Below are 13,758 nucleotides of genomic sequence, written 5' to 3'. Positions count from 1 at the left end.
TCATCGGATGACATCAGTGGGTGGAGGTCACGATGAAGCGCATCCAGTACCACCAGTACGGCGGCCCCGAGGTCCTGCGCCTGGAGGAGTTCGAACCGGCTCGTCCCGGTCCGGGTGAGGTTCTCGTCCGCGTGCGGGCGGCCGCGGCCAACCCGATGGACTGGGGCGTCCGCAACGGAGCCATGAAGGTGGTGACCGGGCGGAAGTTCCCGCGCGGGCTGGGCTACGACTTCGCAGGCGTCGTCGAGGCCGTCGGCGAGGGCGCCACTCGGCTCGCCGTCGGTGACGAAGTGCTCGGCGGGGCGTCGATCAAGGCGTCCGGTGCATTCGCCGAGATGGTCCTGGCCGAGGAGAAGGGGGTGGTGACCAAGCCCGCGAACCTCTCCTTCGAGGAGGCGGCCGCCATCCCGACCGTGGGCCTCACCGCCCTCCAGGCCGTGCTCAAGACGGGAAAGCTGCAACCCGGGCAAGCGGTCTTCATCAACGGCTGCCTCGGCGGAGTCGGCCGATCCGCCGCACAGATCGCACTGGCGCACGGCGCCTCGGTGGGAGGCAGCTGCCGCAACCCGGCCACGCACGACGCCCGCCACCTCGGCCTCGACCCGATCGTCGAGTTCGGCTTCGACCCGACGGCGCTCAACGGCCGATTCGACCTCGTCGTCGACACCGCCGACACGCTCCCGGTCGACGCGGCGAAGAAGATGCTCAAGCCGGGCGGACGCATCGTCGGCATCCACCCCACACCCGCGAGCATGGCCAGGAGCGCACTGCCGGGCCCGTACCACGTCTTGATCGCCAGGCCCGTCACGGCGGACATCGAGGAGGTCGCGCGCGCCGCCGGACGCGACGCGCTGCGCGTCCCGGTCGCCCGAACGGTGCCGCTCACCGGGGCCATCGAGGCGCTCACCGAGCTCGAGCGCGAGGGCACGCCCAAGGGCGGCAAGCTCGTCATCACCACCGGCTGACCGTCGGCTCCGGCCTGGCACTCGATCGCAAGGAGCCCTCCGAATGACCGCACAGATCTGGGTGCTCGGCGGCACCGGGCGCAGCGGCCGCGAGATCGCGGCACAACTCGCCCGGCTGGGCCTGACGGCCGTCCTCGTCGGCCGGGACCCGAACCGCCTGCGCACCGCGGCCCGGCCGACCGGCAGCGAAACGCTGCTGGCGCCCACCTTCGCGGCTGCCGTCGCGGAAATCCGGCGGCAACACCCCGCCGTGGTCATCAACGCGGTCGGACCGTTCACCACAACGGCCCCCGAGGTGATCGACGCCTGCCGCGCCACCGGCAGCCACTACATCGACCTGGCCAACGATGTCGAAGCGCTCTCCGCCGTGTACGCGATGCACGACGCGGCGACGCAGGCGGGTCATGCGCTGGTCACCGGAGCCGGGTTCGGCGTCACCGCCACCGAGAGCGTCGTGGCGAAGCTGTGCGAGGGCCGACCCGCGCCGTTCCGGGTCCGCGTCGACATGGTGCCCTCGATCGCGATGGAGGAGGGCACCGCCGGAGAAGCCTTGATCGGAACGCTCCTGGGCAGCCTCCGCGGCCGCCGGATCACCGACGGCCGCTTGGTGCCCGTGCCGATCTTCAGCGACGCGGTGCGCCTGACCCTGCCGGACGGAGCGCAGGTCACCACCGCGAGCATGCCCGCGGGTGAACTGCTCGCGGCGCACCGGGCGAGCGGTGCCCGCCACGTGCTCTCAGCGAGCAGCGAAGCGCCGTCATCGCCGCTGATCCGAGCGATGATGCCCGCCCTGAGCGCCCTCATGCGATGGGAGCGGCTGCGCTCGTTCGCCACACGCCGTCTCGCACGGGTGCGCGTCAGGGCGAAGGAGCGCCCGCGCGATCACTCCTGGGGGCACGCCGTCGTGACCTGGGCGAACGGCGAGACCCGAGAAGGCTGGCTGCGCTTGGGCGACGCGCAGGAGTACACCGGAGCAGTACCCGCGGAGATCGCCCGGCGACTGCTGGACGGCGAGGGACGGCCCGGCGCGCACACCCCGGCCGCCCTGTTCGGCCCCGCTCTCGCGGAGTCCTGCGGTGCCGCGTACTTGCTGCCCGAGCTCGGCCGGTGACCCGCCGGTCGAGACCCTAGAACTCGACGTGGGTGAGCTTGTCGGGGTTGACGATGTCGAACACCTCGGCCGTCCGCCCTTCGCGGACGGTCAGCGCGAACACCCGGGGACCCGTTTCGGGAGTGCCCGGGAACAGCAGCCCTAAGTCGCCGTTGACCAGCACCGGGCGGGCCGAGGTGACCAGTTCGGCGCCGTACTTCTCGATGAGCCCGACGGCGAAGCGCGCCACCTTCTCGGCGCCGACGACGGGACGGCGCGCGGTGCGGGCCTTGCCGCCGCTGTCGCCGTAGACGGCGGCAGTCGGGTGCAGCAGCCGGGTGACGGCGGCCAGGTCCGCGGCCGCCACCGCGGTCAGGAACTCCTCCATCACCCGCTGCTGCTCCGGCAGCGGCACCCGCTCCGGCGGGGCGGCGTCGGCCATCGCCCTGCGCGCCCGCGAGGCGTGCTGGCGCGCGGTCGGAACGCCGCAGCCCAGCACCTCGGCGATCTCGGCGAAGGGCACCTCGAAACCGTCGTGCAGCACCAGCGCGAGCCGCTGGTCCGGCGGCAGCTCGTGCAGCACCCGCATCGCCGCCATCCGCAGGTCGTCCTGCCCGGCCACGATGTCGCCCGGATCCGAATCCACCGCGCTCACCAGCGGTTCCGGCAGCCACGGCCCGACGTAGCTCTCCCGCCGCACCGCTGCCGAGCGCATCCGGTCCAGGCACAACCGGCTCACGACCGTGGTCAGCCAGGCGCCGAGGTCGCGGATCTCGCCGGGATCGCTGTCGGCGAGCCGCAGCCACGCGTCCTGCACCGCGTCCTCGGCGTCGGTGAGTCGTCCGGTCAGCCGGTAGCCGAGCCCGACCAAGCGGCTGCGGTGCCGGTCGAACTCGGCGGCGAGGGTGCTGGTGTCGGGGCTCACGCGATCGATTCTGCCGCATCCGGGCGGCCACCCGGTCGTGTTCGATCGCCTTGGCCCTAGACTGGGTGACGTGGCAGGGAGGATCCGGGAGAGCGACATCGCCGAGGTGCGCGATCGCAACCGGATCGACGACGTCGTCGGCGAGTACGTCGCGCTGCGCAACGCCGGTGGTGGCGCGCAGAAGGGCCTGTGCCCGTTCCACGACGAGAAGACCCCGTCGTTCAACGTGCGCCCCAGCCACGGCACCTTCCACTGCTTCGGCTGCGGTGAGGGCGGCGACGTCATCGCCTTCATCATGAAGATCGAGCACCTCGGCTTCGTGGAGTCGGTGGAGCGGCTGGCCGACCGGGTCGGGCTCCAGCTCCAGTACGAGGGCGGCGCGCCCGGGCCCAAGCGCGACCGGGGCAGCCGGTCCCGCATGGTCGAGGCGCACCGCATCGCCGCCGAGTTCTACGCCGAGCAGCTGCGCTCGGCCGAGGCCCAACCGGCCCGCGAGTACCTGACCACGCGCGGTTTCGACGAGGCCGCCGCCCAGCGCTTCGGCTGCGGGTTCGCGCCCAGCGGCTGGGACAAGCTCACGAAGCTGTTGCTGTCCAAGGGTTTCGAGGTCGAAGAGCTGATCAAGTGCGGGCTCTCCCGGGAAGGCCGGCGCGGCCCGATGGACCGGTTCCACCGCAGGTTGCTGTGGCCGCTGAAGGACCTCGGCGGTGACGTGGTCGGCTTCGGCGCGCGGCGGATCTTCGACGACGACCCGATCGAGGCCAAGTACGTCAACACCTCCGCCACCCCGATCTTCAACAAGTCGCAGGTGCTGTTCGGCATCGACCTGGCCAAGCGGGAGATCGCCAAGCGCCGCCAGGCCGTGGTCGTCGAGGGCTACACCGACGTGATGGCCATGCACCTGGCGGGCGTGCCCACCGCGGTCGCCTCCTGCGGCACGGCGTTCGGCGACGAGCACATCTCGGTGCTGCGGCGGCTGATGATGGACGACGACGCCTTCCGAGGCGAGGTCATCTTCACCTTCGACGGCGACGAGGCGGGGCAGAAGGCCGCGATGAAGGCCTTCGAGGGCGAGCAGCAGTTCGCCGGCCAGACCTACGTGGCGATCACCCCGGACAACATGGACCCGTGCGAGCTGCGCGAGTCGCAGGGCGACGCCGCGGTGCGCGACCTGGTGGCCCGCCGCAGGCCGCTGTTCGAGTTCGCCATCCGCAGCCTGCTCACCGACTACGACCTGGACTCGGTGGACGGCCGCGTCGCCGCGCTCAAGCGCACCGTGCCGCTGGTCGCCCAGATCAAGGACCCGGCCAGCCGCGACGGCTACGCGGCGAAGCTCGCCTGGTGGGCGGGCTGGAACGACGAGAACCAGGTGGTCAAGCGGGTCCGGGAGAGCTCCGGTGCCCCGGTGCGCAAGCAGCGCCGCCCGCGTCGCGACGACAACCAGCAGTCGCTGGGCATGGAGATCGAGCTCCCGCCGAAGCCGCCGCGGCACGATCCGCGCTGGCTGCAGCGGGAGGCGATCAAGGCGGCGTTGCAGGTCCCGGCGCTGGCCGGTCCGCTCTACGACTCGCTGCCCGCCGAGGCCTTCACCGAGCCCGCCTACGCCGAGCTGCAGAAGGCTCTGCTGGCCGCGGGCGGCACGGCTTCGGGCCTGAGCGGCGCCGCTCTGGTCGACGCGGTCGCGCAGCGGTGCGAGAGCCAGATCGGTGCCCGGCTGTGCACGCAGCTGGCGGTCGAGGTCCTGGAGTGGACGACCGAGGACGACCCGCGCTACGTGGAAGCGATCATCGCCCGGTTGCAGGAACGCCTGGTCAGCAGGCAGATCGCGGACATCAAGTCCAAGGTCCAGCGGATGTCCCCGCTGGAGGACGCCGAGGAGTACAACGCCCTGTTCGGCGACATGGTCGCCCTGGAGGGTTACCGCAAGGCACTGCTCGAGCAGGCGATGGGAACCACGCTGTGATCAAGAGGCTGCTGGCGAAGCTGGGCGGAACCGCCGAGGTCCCGGAGGACTTCCCGGGCAGCCTCGACGCCGACGAGCAGGTCCTGGCGGTCGCGCCCTGCGCGGAGGGCTCGGTGGTGGCCACCCACCTCGGTCTGTGGCTGCCCGAGGGTCGGCGGGTCGGCTGGCACCTGGTCAGCAAGGCCACCTGGGGCGGCGACGTCCTCACCTTGACCGAGGCCGAGGAGACGCGGCAGATCGACGGCGCGGTGTTCCTGCGCGACCTGGCGCCGTGCCGGTTGGCGCTGAGCGGCGAGTCGCGGTTGCCGGACGTGGTGCACGAGCGCGTCACGCGCTCGATCCGCACCCGCCACCACCGGGAGCTGCCGGGCGGGGGCGCGTGGTTCATCCAGCGCAAGGTGCCGGGCCGCAACGGCATCGAGCTGCAGGTCCGGCCCGATCCGGGCACCGACGAGGCCGCGCTGGACCGGCTGGTCGGGGCGCTGGTGCAGCGCCTGCGCGAGTCCCGCGACCTGCCGGCCTGAGGTCGTTCCACCTCGAAACACCCTCGACGGCACCGCGCGATCCGTATACAGTACGGACGTACTGCTATCGGAGGTGGCGGCATGTGGGATCCGGGCAAGTACCTGACCTTCAGCGATCAGCGCGATCGCCCGGCCTTCGACCTGATCGCCAGAGTCCGCGCCGAGAACCCGCGCCGCGTCGTCGATCTCGGGTGCGGGGCGGGGAACCTGACGGCGCTGCTCACCGGCCGCTGGCCGCGCGCCGAGCTGGAGGCGCTGGACGCCTCCGCGGAGATGGTCGACGCCGCACGTGAGCGAGGGGTGCCCGCGCGGGTCGAGGACGTCCGCGACTGGAAGCCGCAGCCGGACACCGACGTGGTGCTGTGCAACGCGGTCCTGCAGTGGGTGCCCGACCACGTCGAGCTGCTGCACCGCTGGCTGCCGGAGCTGCCCGGCGGGGCCTGGTTCACCTTCCAGGTCCCCGGCAACTTCGACGCCCCGTCCCACGCGTCGATCCGCGAGCTGGCCGCCGAGCCGCGCTGGCGCGGCAAGCTCGACGGCGTGCTGCGCCACGACGACGTCGTGCGCGATCCGCTGGAGTACGCCGACGAGCTGGCCGATCCGGACCTCGATGTCGACGCCTGGGAGACGACGTACGTGCACGCGCTGCGCGGCGACAACCCGGTGCTGGAGTGGGTGACCGGTACGGCGCTGCGACCGGTTCGCGCGGCATTGGACGACGAGGAGTGGGCGGAGTTCCGAACCGAGTTGTCGAATCGGCTTTCGCACGCCTATCCGCAACGCCCCGACGGCGTGACCTGGTTCCCGTTCCGCCGCGTCTTCGTCGTCGCCCACCGTGCGTGACCTGCGCGAACCCGGCTAGCAGGGTTAATGTGGGGGGTGCCGTGAAAGGCCTTTCGGCCATCCGCTAAAGTAGTTCCCGTCAGCGCGAGAGAGCGCCGACGACAAGAGAACATTCCTCCGTAGCTCAATCGGCAGAGCATTCGGCTGTTAACCGAAGGGTTACTGGTTCGAGTCCAGTCGGAGGAGCGCAAAGCCCAGGCCCGAGGCCTGGGCTTCTTGTTTCCCGCTGACCGTCCGAGCGCTCGCGGCGCCTCCGCATGATCAATGCCAGCGGTACCACCAACCTCAGGCTCAGGACCAGCATGATCAAGCCGATGGGCCACAGGTTGAGTTCGGTCTCGCTGGTCGGCTGCGGGAACAGCGGTTCGGTCAGCGCCAGCGCTTCGATGGTTGAGCGCGGCGGCCGATGCGTTCGTCGAGCTCGGCCAATTCCGTGGTGACGTCGGCGGCCAACCACACGCGGTTCCGGGCCGTACCGGTGATTTCGCGCAGCACTCCCGCCGAGGTGAGTTTGTCGATGGCCTGATACGTGCTGGGCATCGTGGTGCCGGTCAGTTCTCGTGCCACCGCAGCGTTGATCACCGGATTCGACACCAGGCTGTCGATCAAGTGCGCGGCTGCGGAGCCGCGCCTTGGACGAACGGCATCGCGCCAGTTCTTCGGCAGTTCGCTCAGTCGATGGGCTGCGGTCCCTGCTTCCGCGGTTGCCACCTCGGCGACCTCGACCAGGTACGACACCAGGCCGTGAGCGTCGCCATTGCGATAGCCGATCAGCACTTCGAAGTAGCTGTCCACGTCGGCGAGCATCATCGCTGCGATTGGGATCGTGACTTGCTTCGTGACCTCGCGCCGGCGCAATGATGCGGCTATGACGGCCCTACCGATCCTGCCGTTGCCGTCGACGAACGGATGGATCGCCTCGAACTGCCCGTGCGCCAGAGCCGCCTGTGCCAACGGTGGGATGTCGGTGCGGTTCATGAACGCCGCGAGGTCGCGCATGAGCGGTTCCACCTCTGCGGCCGGGGGTGGTACGTGGATTGCGTTCCGGGGGCAGAAGTCGCTGCCTCCGATCCAGTTCTGCATCGGCCGGTATCGCCCTGCGAACGACTTGTTCCCCGGTTCGTCCTCGAGCAGTTCTCGGTGCGCCTCCAGGAGAGCCGTTTCGGAGAAGGGGTCGTCGGCTCGTTGGCGGCTGACCAGCGTGGACATCGCGCGGGCAGCGGCAGCGGTGGTGAGCGCGGCCCGGGACGCCTCCTCGTTGATGGAAGCCCGCGCGACGTCTTCGGGGTCGGCGTAGACCTGTTCGATGCGAGACGACGCGACCGATTCGGATCGGACGAGAAAGGAGGAGATGCCGACCGGATGAGCCCCGTAGAGGGCGTCAAGGCGCGTTATTTCGGCTTCTCCGTGTCGACACCGCTCGGCGAGTTCGGCGGGGAGGCGGGCGTCCAGGTGGGCGATCTTCGGCGGAACTTCAACCGTGATCTCCACCAGCATCCGGTCCGCGTAATTCGGACGCTTGCCGTTGATGAACTGATCAGGATCGGTTTTCCAATCCACGGTGCGGTGCTCGGCGGCAGGCCAGACGAACCTCTCGGCGGGCTCAGAAGCCGCGCGGCTGGTCCTGTCGCCGTCGGTCTCGAGGCTGTCGGGCATGAGGCTCTCCGATCCTGAAGTACGAGCCGAGTTGTTTAAGGTTGTGAGCATAACCTTAAACAAGAAGTCGCATGGTGAAGGTTTCGGCTGCGCGTCGGGGTTGGGGCCGCGGGCGGGTCGGGGATCGCTACTGTGTTCGGTCGTGGCGAAGCTCTACTTCCGGTACGGGGCGATGAACTCCGGCAAGTCGACCGCGTTGATCCAGGTCGCGCACAACTACAGGGAACGCGGCCAGCAGGTCTTCGTGGTGAAACCGGAGATCGACACCAAGAGCCCGGTGGTTCTGTCGCGGATCAACGTGACGCGGGACGTCGACCTGGTCTCCGACGCCGACACGGCCCTGCGCGACGTCGTGCTCGCCTCCGGGAGGCCGGACTGCGTGCTGGTCGACGAGGCGCAGTTCCTCACCGGTGAGCAGGTGGAGGACCTGTTCCGGCTGGCGGTGCTCGACGGCATCCCGGTGATCGCCTACGGGCTGCGCAGCGACTTCCGCACCCGCGGGTTCCCGGGGAGCCTGCGGCTGATGGAGCTCGCGCACTCCATCGAGGAGCTCAAGACGATCTGCCGCTGCGGCCGCAAGGCGACGCTCAACGCGCGGACCGTCGACGGCGAGTTCACCCAGGACGGCAGCCAGGTCGCCATCGAAGGCGACGTCGGCTACGAGTCCATGTGCGGCACCTGCTACTTGAACAAGGTCGGCACGCTGGGCTGATCGGCTTCGCCGTCGCGGCCTCCTGCTACGACGGATCAGAGCCAGTTCCGGCGTTTGAAGATCGTGTAGAGGCTGAGGCAGACGGCCATCATGAGCACGAGCGCGAACGGGTAGCCCAGGCTCCAGTGCAGTTCCGGGATGATGTCGAAGTTCATCCCGTACACCGTGCCGATCAGGGTGGGGGCGAACAGGATCGCCGCCCACGAGGAGATCCGCTTGATCTCCTCGTTCTGCGCGTAGCTGGCCTCGGTCATGCGCTTCATCTCCTCGTTCTGCGCCTGGGTGACCAGCGTGGCGTTGACCGTGAGGATGTTGTCGAGCATCTGCCGGAAGCCGTCGACGCGCTCGGCGACCGTCGTGGCGTGGTCGGCGACGTCGCGCAGGTAGCGCTGCAGCTCCTCGTCGATCTCGTACTTCTGGAACCCGGCCTCCAGGCTGCGCAGGATCCCCAGCAGCGGCCGGGTGGCGCGCTGGAACTCGATGACCTCGCGGGAGAGCTCGTAGATGCGGCGCGACACGTGGGGATCGGCGCCGAAGACCTCGGTCTCGATCTCGTCGATGTCGTTCTGCAGGCCCGCGATGACCGGTGCGTAGCCGTCCACGACGTGGTCGAGCACCGCGTAGAGCACGGCTTCGGGCCCGCGCCGCAGCAGTTCCGGGTCGGCCTCCATCCGCCTCCGCACCACCGACAGGTCCGGGGCCTGGCCGTGGCGGACGGTCAGCACGAAGTTCGGGCCGATGAACAGGTGCAGCTCGCCGAAGCTGACCTCCTCGACCTCGTCGAGGTAGGTGGCCGCGCGCAGCACCACGAACAGCGTGTCGCCGTAGCGCTCGATCTTGGGGCGCTGGTGGGCGACGATCGCGTCCTCGACCGCCAGCTTGTGCAGGTCGAACTCCTCGGCTGCGGCCAGCAGCTCCTCCTCGGCCGGCCGGTAGAGGCCGATCCAGGCCATCGTGCCGTCGGCGCCGGGCAGCTGCCGGTAGGTCTCGCCGAGGCTGACCGGGGTGGAGATGCGGACGCCGTCGCGGTAGATCGCGGTGTCGATCAGCGGCCGGTCGGCCAGCGGGCGCTCGTCGCGGGCGCGCGGATCCATCGAGTGCTCGGGCGCCGCGTCCTGACGGGTCACCGGCTCGGGTTTGCTGCCGCGCCTGCGCAGCGGGCGAGGGCGCCATTCGGGCACGGGGACCTCCCGAGGTCGTCGGGGCAGGCGATCGGGTCGAGCGTACCCAGCGGCGAGGGCGGCGCGCTGGTCCCGGAAGCGTCGAAGCCGCCGGGACCAGCAGGTCACGGCGGCCTCGCGGTGGTGTCGATCAGGGTTTGCGCGCGACTCCCGCCCAGACCACCGAGTCGTTCGGGCTGTCGAACTCGACCACCGGCGCGTTCTCGCCGGACTCCTCCGGGTGCCACAGCGGTGTCCAGGTGCAGCCTGGCTCGACCAGCTCGTAGTCGCCGAACAGCTCCTCGATCTCGCCGTGCGGCCGCCAGATCACCGGTGTCGCCGACTTGTCGTACATCTTCCCGAAGTCGGCCATCTCCTGCTTGCGGCTCTCCGGGACGTCGTCGGCGGTGCCGTGGGTGACGACCAGGAAAGAGCCCTGGGGCAGCAGTTCGCGGAAGCGCGCCACCGACTGCGGGCCGATGTCCTCGCCGTCGCTGCCGGGCTGGGTCACGTGCAGCACGGCCAACAGCAGCAACGCCACCGGCTGCTCGATGTCGATGACCCCGCTCTCCTCGATCTGCTTCCACAACCGGTCGGGTTCGCGCAGGTCGGCGTGCAGGACGGTGTGCTGATCGGTGACGTCCTCCTGTTCCAGCAGGATGCGCGAGTGCGCGACGGCGACCGGTTCGTTGTCGACGTAGACCACGCTGGCGTCGTCGACGATCTCGTCGGCGACCTGGTGGGTGCTGCCCATCGTCGGAACGCCGGAGCCGATGTCGATGAACTGCCGGATGCCCTGCTTGCACAGGTAGCGCACCACCCGGTGCAGGAAGAGGCGGTTGGCCTTGGCCGCGGCGGCGACGAACGGGTAGCGCTCCAGCGCCTTCTCGCCGAAGACGCGGTCGACCGCGTAGTTGGCCTTGCCACCGAGGTAGTAGTCGTAGACCCGGGCGACGTTGGGGTGCTCCAGGTCCACGCCTTCCGGCGTGAACATCTCCGCCCTCGACTGACTCACGGTTTCTACCCCTTCGCGGTACCCGTACTCCCGTGACGGAACGTAGCGATCACGTCACGCTCACTCGCCGCCGTAGTCTGCCACCGAACGGGTGTTGGGTCATACACCCATCGGGTTGATTCCATTCCGCTTCCTTGGGAGAGCGAAAACCGCCCGTCGGGGGCCACCGCGCCTTGTTCGCAGGTCGTTCCGGGAGTCCGAAATCGACGTTCCGCTCGCTTCGAATTCGCATTCGATCCACTTTGATCGATTCCGAAGCGCAACGCGTCCGAAACCGAACGGAACCTGATCGTCCGGGGCCCGATCGGCGGTTCCGGCGGGCGGCGACCCGGACGAAGATCGAGGACGGTGGATGTGAGAATCTTGGTGTGATCGGCGATGTTCCAGCGTGGGGGCGTCCTGATCACCCAGCATCGCCAGTCCGCACGCCGCGGACCGCCGGCCGGATAACGATCCAGGGTCGAAATGCGCGATGTCGCCCTCGTTCGGCGCGCGGCCGACGGTTCTGGTGCGGATGATTCGTGCCAAGCCCGGTGGCGCGCAGCCGCCTCAAGGGCCGACCGCGCCGGCTGATTCGATCGATTTCCGACCGAGACGAATTCGTGATGCGAATTGGCGCAACGGTTCTCCGTTGCGCTCCGTCCCTCGAATGCAGGTGGTCGTTCGAGGGGACTGACACAGGACGGGGGAGTCAGATGTCCGCACCAGGGATCGGCAAGGAACCGCACATCGCGCTGCCTGACCTCACTTCGGTCAGCAAGCTGCCGAAACCGATCAAGGCAGTCGTGTACTTGATCATCATGTCGGTGCTGACGGTGGCCGCCATCGGGGCGCTGATGGCCACCATCGCGATCATCGGTCAACTATCCGGGGCGTTCGACATCTTCCGCCTGCTGGGCTGAAGACCGACACCTCCGCGAAGGCCCGGCGTCCCCCACAGGCGCCGGGCCTTCGTCATGCCCGGACCCGATCACTGCGGTCGCGAGGCGGGGCAGCGACCCCGATACTCGGGCGTCCCGGAAGTGCCGCAGGCGGAGGTGCGGGTGATGAGCAGACCGATCGCGACCACGGTTCTCGCCGTGGCCCTGCTCGCCTGCCCGGGCGCGCCGGGAGGGCCGTCCATGCTGAGCGGAGGCGGTCGTGACGATTCTCGGCAATTCCCGTCCGATTCCGGGCACCGGCACTCCGCCGTGGAATATGACGATCCGTCGGGATTTCCGCAATGCGCCGCAGCGCTCGGTCCGCGAGCCCTCGGAACCGGGGAGCACGGCGCTCACCTGTGCGAACAGCCCGTGATCGACCCGTCCGAACGATGATCGGGGACTCCGCTCGCGAAGATCGGTAGACCAGCCGACGCAACGCCCGTGCGCTGCGGTTTCCGCCGTTCCGCCCAACGCCGCGATGGGCCGTCCGGCCGGAACACCCGGCGACCCCGCTCCGTCACCTCCTCGATACGATCGCCGATACCGAGCACCCCACGGGGCAGTAGCTCAGCTGGTCAGAGCAGCGGACTCATAATCCGTCAGGTCGTGGGTTCAAGTCCCACCTGCCCCACTCTTGAGCAGGCAAGACGGCCTATTTTGGCGAGCGCGTTTTCTCCTGGGTGCGGTTTTGGGTGCGAGTAGCCTCGCAGCCATGACGCACGCACCCAGGGAAGACCGTTCTCGGGGACGCATCGAAGAACGCGCCCGGACACTCCGAGTGATCGTCTACGCCGGCATCGACCCGGTGACGGGCAAGCGCGTCTACCTCCGCGAGACCATCCAGGGCACGGACCGGGCCGCGCACAAGCGTGCGGAGAAGGTACTCAACAAGCTGCTGGCTCAGGCCGACAAGCAGCAGACCGCGACGTCGTCGGTGAAGTTCTCGTTCGCGCTCGAAGAGTGGATGCGCACGAACGAGATCGAGGAGAGCACCAGCAACACCTACCGGGGCTACATCAACCGAACGATCACCCCGGCGCTCGGCGAGCAACCGGTCAACAAGATCTCAGCGCGGATGCTGGAGTCGTTCTACTCAGATCTGCGCCGCTGCCGGGCGCGGTGCGACGGCAAGCCGTACGTCGAACACCGGAAGACCGAAGAGCACGACTGCCAGAAGGCGAAGTGCCGACCTCACGCGTGCAGCCCGATGGCTCAATCAACGGTTCGGCAGATTCACGCGATCATCAGCGGCACCCTCGACGCGGCCGAACGCTGGGAGTGGATCGACTCCAACCCAGCCCGCGTCGCCCGCAAGCCGAAGCAGAAGCGCCCCGAACCCACACCGCCCACCCCAGCCGAGGCCGCACGCTTGTCCGAGGAAGCGTTCAGGATCGACGACGACTGGGGCACCCTCGTCTGGCTGGCCATGACCACAGGCATGCGCCGAGGCGAGCTGGCCGCACTGCGCTTCTCCCACATCGACCTGGACCAGGAAGTCGTCTGGGTCCACCGAAACTGGGTCCGAGGCAAGGAGAAGGACACCAAGACCCACCAACGCCGCCGCATCGCCCTCGACTCAGAAACGGTCGCCCTCCTTCGCGAACAACGCGAGCGGGTAGCCGGGCGTGTGGGGGAGGCCGGTGCCGAGTTCCGGGAGGAACTGTTCGTCTTCAGCAGCGTCGAGACACCCGACCACACCCAGCCGTACTCGCCGAACGCCATGACGCCCCGCTACAAGAAGATGGCAACCCGCCTCGGCATCGACACCCACCTGCATGCTCTGCGGCACTATTCAGCGACTGAGTTGTTGACAGCCGGCGTGGATCTCCCAACCGTCTCCGGGCGTCTTGGCCACGGCGGAGGAGGAGCCACAACCTTGCGTGTGTACGCGGCATGGGTAGCTGCATCCGACCGCAAAGCAGCCGAAATCCTCGGAAGCCGGATGCCGAAGCGGAACAAGAAGTAGAACCTCTTAAATTCCC

Annotated in this window: 12 protein-coding genes and 2 tRNA genes; 10 read left to right on the top strand and 4 right to left on the bottom strand. The window is 69.0% G+C overall.

Annotation, left to right across the window (positions count from 1 at the left end):
* The first annotated feature begins 32 nt into the window (after positions 1 to 32).
* Both QFW96_RS23990 and QFW96_RS23985 read left to right on the top strand, forming a co-directional pair.
* The gene (locus QFW96_RS23990) at positions 33 to 965 is read left to right on the top strand and encodes an NADP-dependent oxidoreductase (protein ID WP_281457977.1); all 933 of its coding nucleotides are present in this window, start codon (positions 33 to 35) and stop codon (positions 963 to 965) included.
* 43 nt (positions 966 to 1,008) lie between these two features.
* The gene (locus tag QFW96_RS23985; RefSeq protein ID WP_281457976.1) at positions 1,009 to 2,076 is read left to right on the top strand and encodes a saccharopine dehydrogenase NADP-binding domain-containing protein; all 1,068 of its coding nucleotides are present in this window, start codon (positions 1,009 to 1,011) and stop codon (positions 2,074 to 2,076) included.
* A 16-nt stretch (positions 2,077 to 2,092) separates the two neighbouring features.
* Here QFW96_RS23985 and sigJ read toward each other — a convergent pair whose 3' ends face one another.
* Positions 2,093 to 2,980: an RNA polymerase sigma factor SigJ gene (sigJ, locus tag QFW96_RS23980; RefSeq protein ID WP_281457975.1), complete on the bottom strand. Its 888-nt coding sequence runs from the start codon at positions 2,978 to 2,980 to the stop codon at positions 2,093 to 2,095.
* Positions 2,981 to 3,050: 70 nt separating this feature from the next.
* Between sigJ and dnaG the strand changes: the two genes are divergently transcribed.
* The 4 genes from dnaG (at position 3,051) to QFW96_RS23960 (ending at position 6,496) form a co-directional block, all read left to right on the top strand.
* Positions 3,051 to 4,943 (top strand): DNA primase, encoded by a 1,893-nt coding sequence (gene dnaG / locus QFW96_RS23975; RefSeq protein ID WP_281457974.1) that lies wholly within the window; start codon positions 3,051 to 3,053, stop codon positions 4,941 to 4,943.
* Entirely contained in the window at positions 4,940 to 5,467 is a 528-nt protein-coding gene (locus QFW96_RS23970; protein ID WP_281457973.1) for a hypothetical protein, read from the top strand. The genes dnaG and QFW96_RS23970 overlap by 4 nt, the downstream gene beginning before the upstream one ends.
* A gap of 81 nt (positions 5,468 to 5,548) precedes the next feature.
* Positions 5,549 to 6,310 (top strand): trans-aconitate 2-methyltransferase, encoded by a 762-nt coding sequence (locus QFW96_RS23965; RefSeq protein ID WP_281457972.1) that lies wholly within the window; start codon positions 5,549 to 5,551, stop codon positions 6,308 to 6,310.
* A gap of 113 nt (positions 6,311 to 6,423) precedes the next feature.
* A tRNA-Asn gene (locus QFW96_RS23960) sits at positions 6,424 to 6,496 on the top strand.
* 183 nt (positions 6,497 to 6,679) lie between these two features.
* Here the strand turns inward: QFW96_RS23960 and QFW96_RS23955 are convergent.
* On the bottom strand, positions 6,680 to 7,966 hold the full coding sequence (locus QFW96_RS23955; RefSeq protein WP_281457971.1) for a Fic family protein: 1,287 nt from the start codon (positions 7,964 to 7,966) through the stop codon (positions 6,680 to 6,682).
* Between the two features lie 142 nt (positions 7,967 to 8,108).
* Between QFW96_RS23955 and QFW96_RS23950 the strand changes: the two genes are divergently transcribed.
* Positions 8,109 to 8,678 (top strand): thymidine kinase, encoded by a 570-nt coding sequence (locus tag QFW96_RS23950; protein ID WP_281457970.1) that lies wholly within the window; start codon positions 8,109 to 8,111, stop codon positions 8,676 to 8,678.
* A gap of 35 nt (positions 8,679 to 8,713) precedes the next feature.
* On the opposite strand, the gene QFW96_RS23945 is transcribed toward QFW96_RS23950, so the two are convergent.
* Together QFW96_RS23945 and QFW96_RS23940 are read right to left on the bottom strand one after the other, a co-directional pair.
* The gene (locus QFW96_RS23945; protein ID WP_281457969.1) at positions 8,714 to 9,859 is read right to left on the bottom strand and encodes a magnesium and cobalt transport protein CorA; all 1,146 of its coding nucleotides are present in this window, start codon (positions 9,857 to 9,859) and stop codon (positions 8,714 to 8,716) included.
* Positions 9,860 to 9,989: 130 nt separating this feature from the next.
* Complete coding sequence (locus tag QFW96_RS23940) at positions 9,990 to 10,853, bottom strand: SAM-dependent methyltransferase (protein WP_281457968.1); 864 nt, start codon at positions 10,851 to 10,853, stop codon at positions 9,990 to 9,992.
* Positions 10,854 to 11,548: 695 nt separating this feature from the next.
* Here QFW96_RS23940 and QFW96_RS23935 point away from each other — a divergent pair.
* The 3 genes from QFW96_RS23935 to QFW96_RS23925 all read left to right on the top strand — a co-directional run bounded on the left by QFW96_RS23935 (position 11,549) and on the right by QFW96_RS23925 (position 13,742).
* Positions 11,549 to 11,755: a hypothetical protein gene (locus QFW96_RS23935; RefSeq protein WP_281457967.1), complete on the top strand. Its 207-nt coding sequence runs from the start codon at positions 11,549 to 11,551 to the stop codon at positions 11,753 to 11,755.
* A gap of 577 nt (positions 11,756 to 12,332) precedes the next feature.
* A tRNA-Ile gene (locus tag QFW96_RS23930) sits at positions 12,333 to 12,407 on the top strand.
* Positions 12,408 to 12,488: 81 nt separating this feature from the next.
* A complete protein-coding gene (locus QFW96_RS23925) occupies positions 12,489 to 13,742 on the top strand; it encodes a site-specific integrase (RefSeq protein WP_281457966.1) in 1,254 nt (417 codons plus the stop codon).
* The last annotated feature ends 16 nt before the right edge of the window (positions 13,743 to 13,758 follow it).

This window comes from Saccharopolyspora ipomoeae, from assembly GCF_029952525.1.
Taxonomy (GTDB): domain Bacteria; phylum Actinomycetota; class Actinomycetes; order Mycobacteriales; family Pseudonocardiaceae; genus Saccharopolyspora; species Saccharopolyspora ipomoeae.
This window is presented reverse-complemented; position numbering and strand designations above follow the sequence as displayed.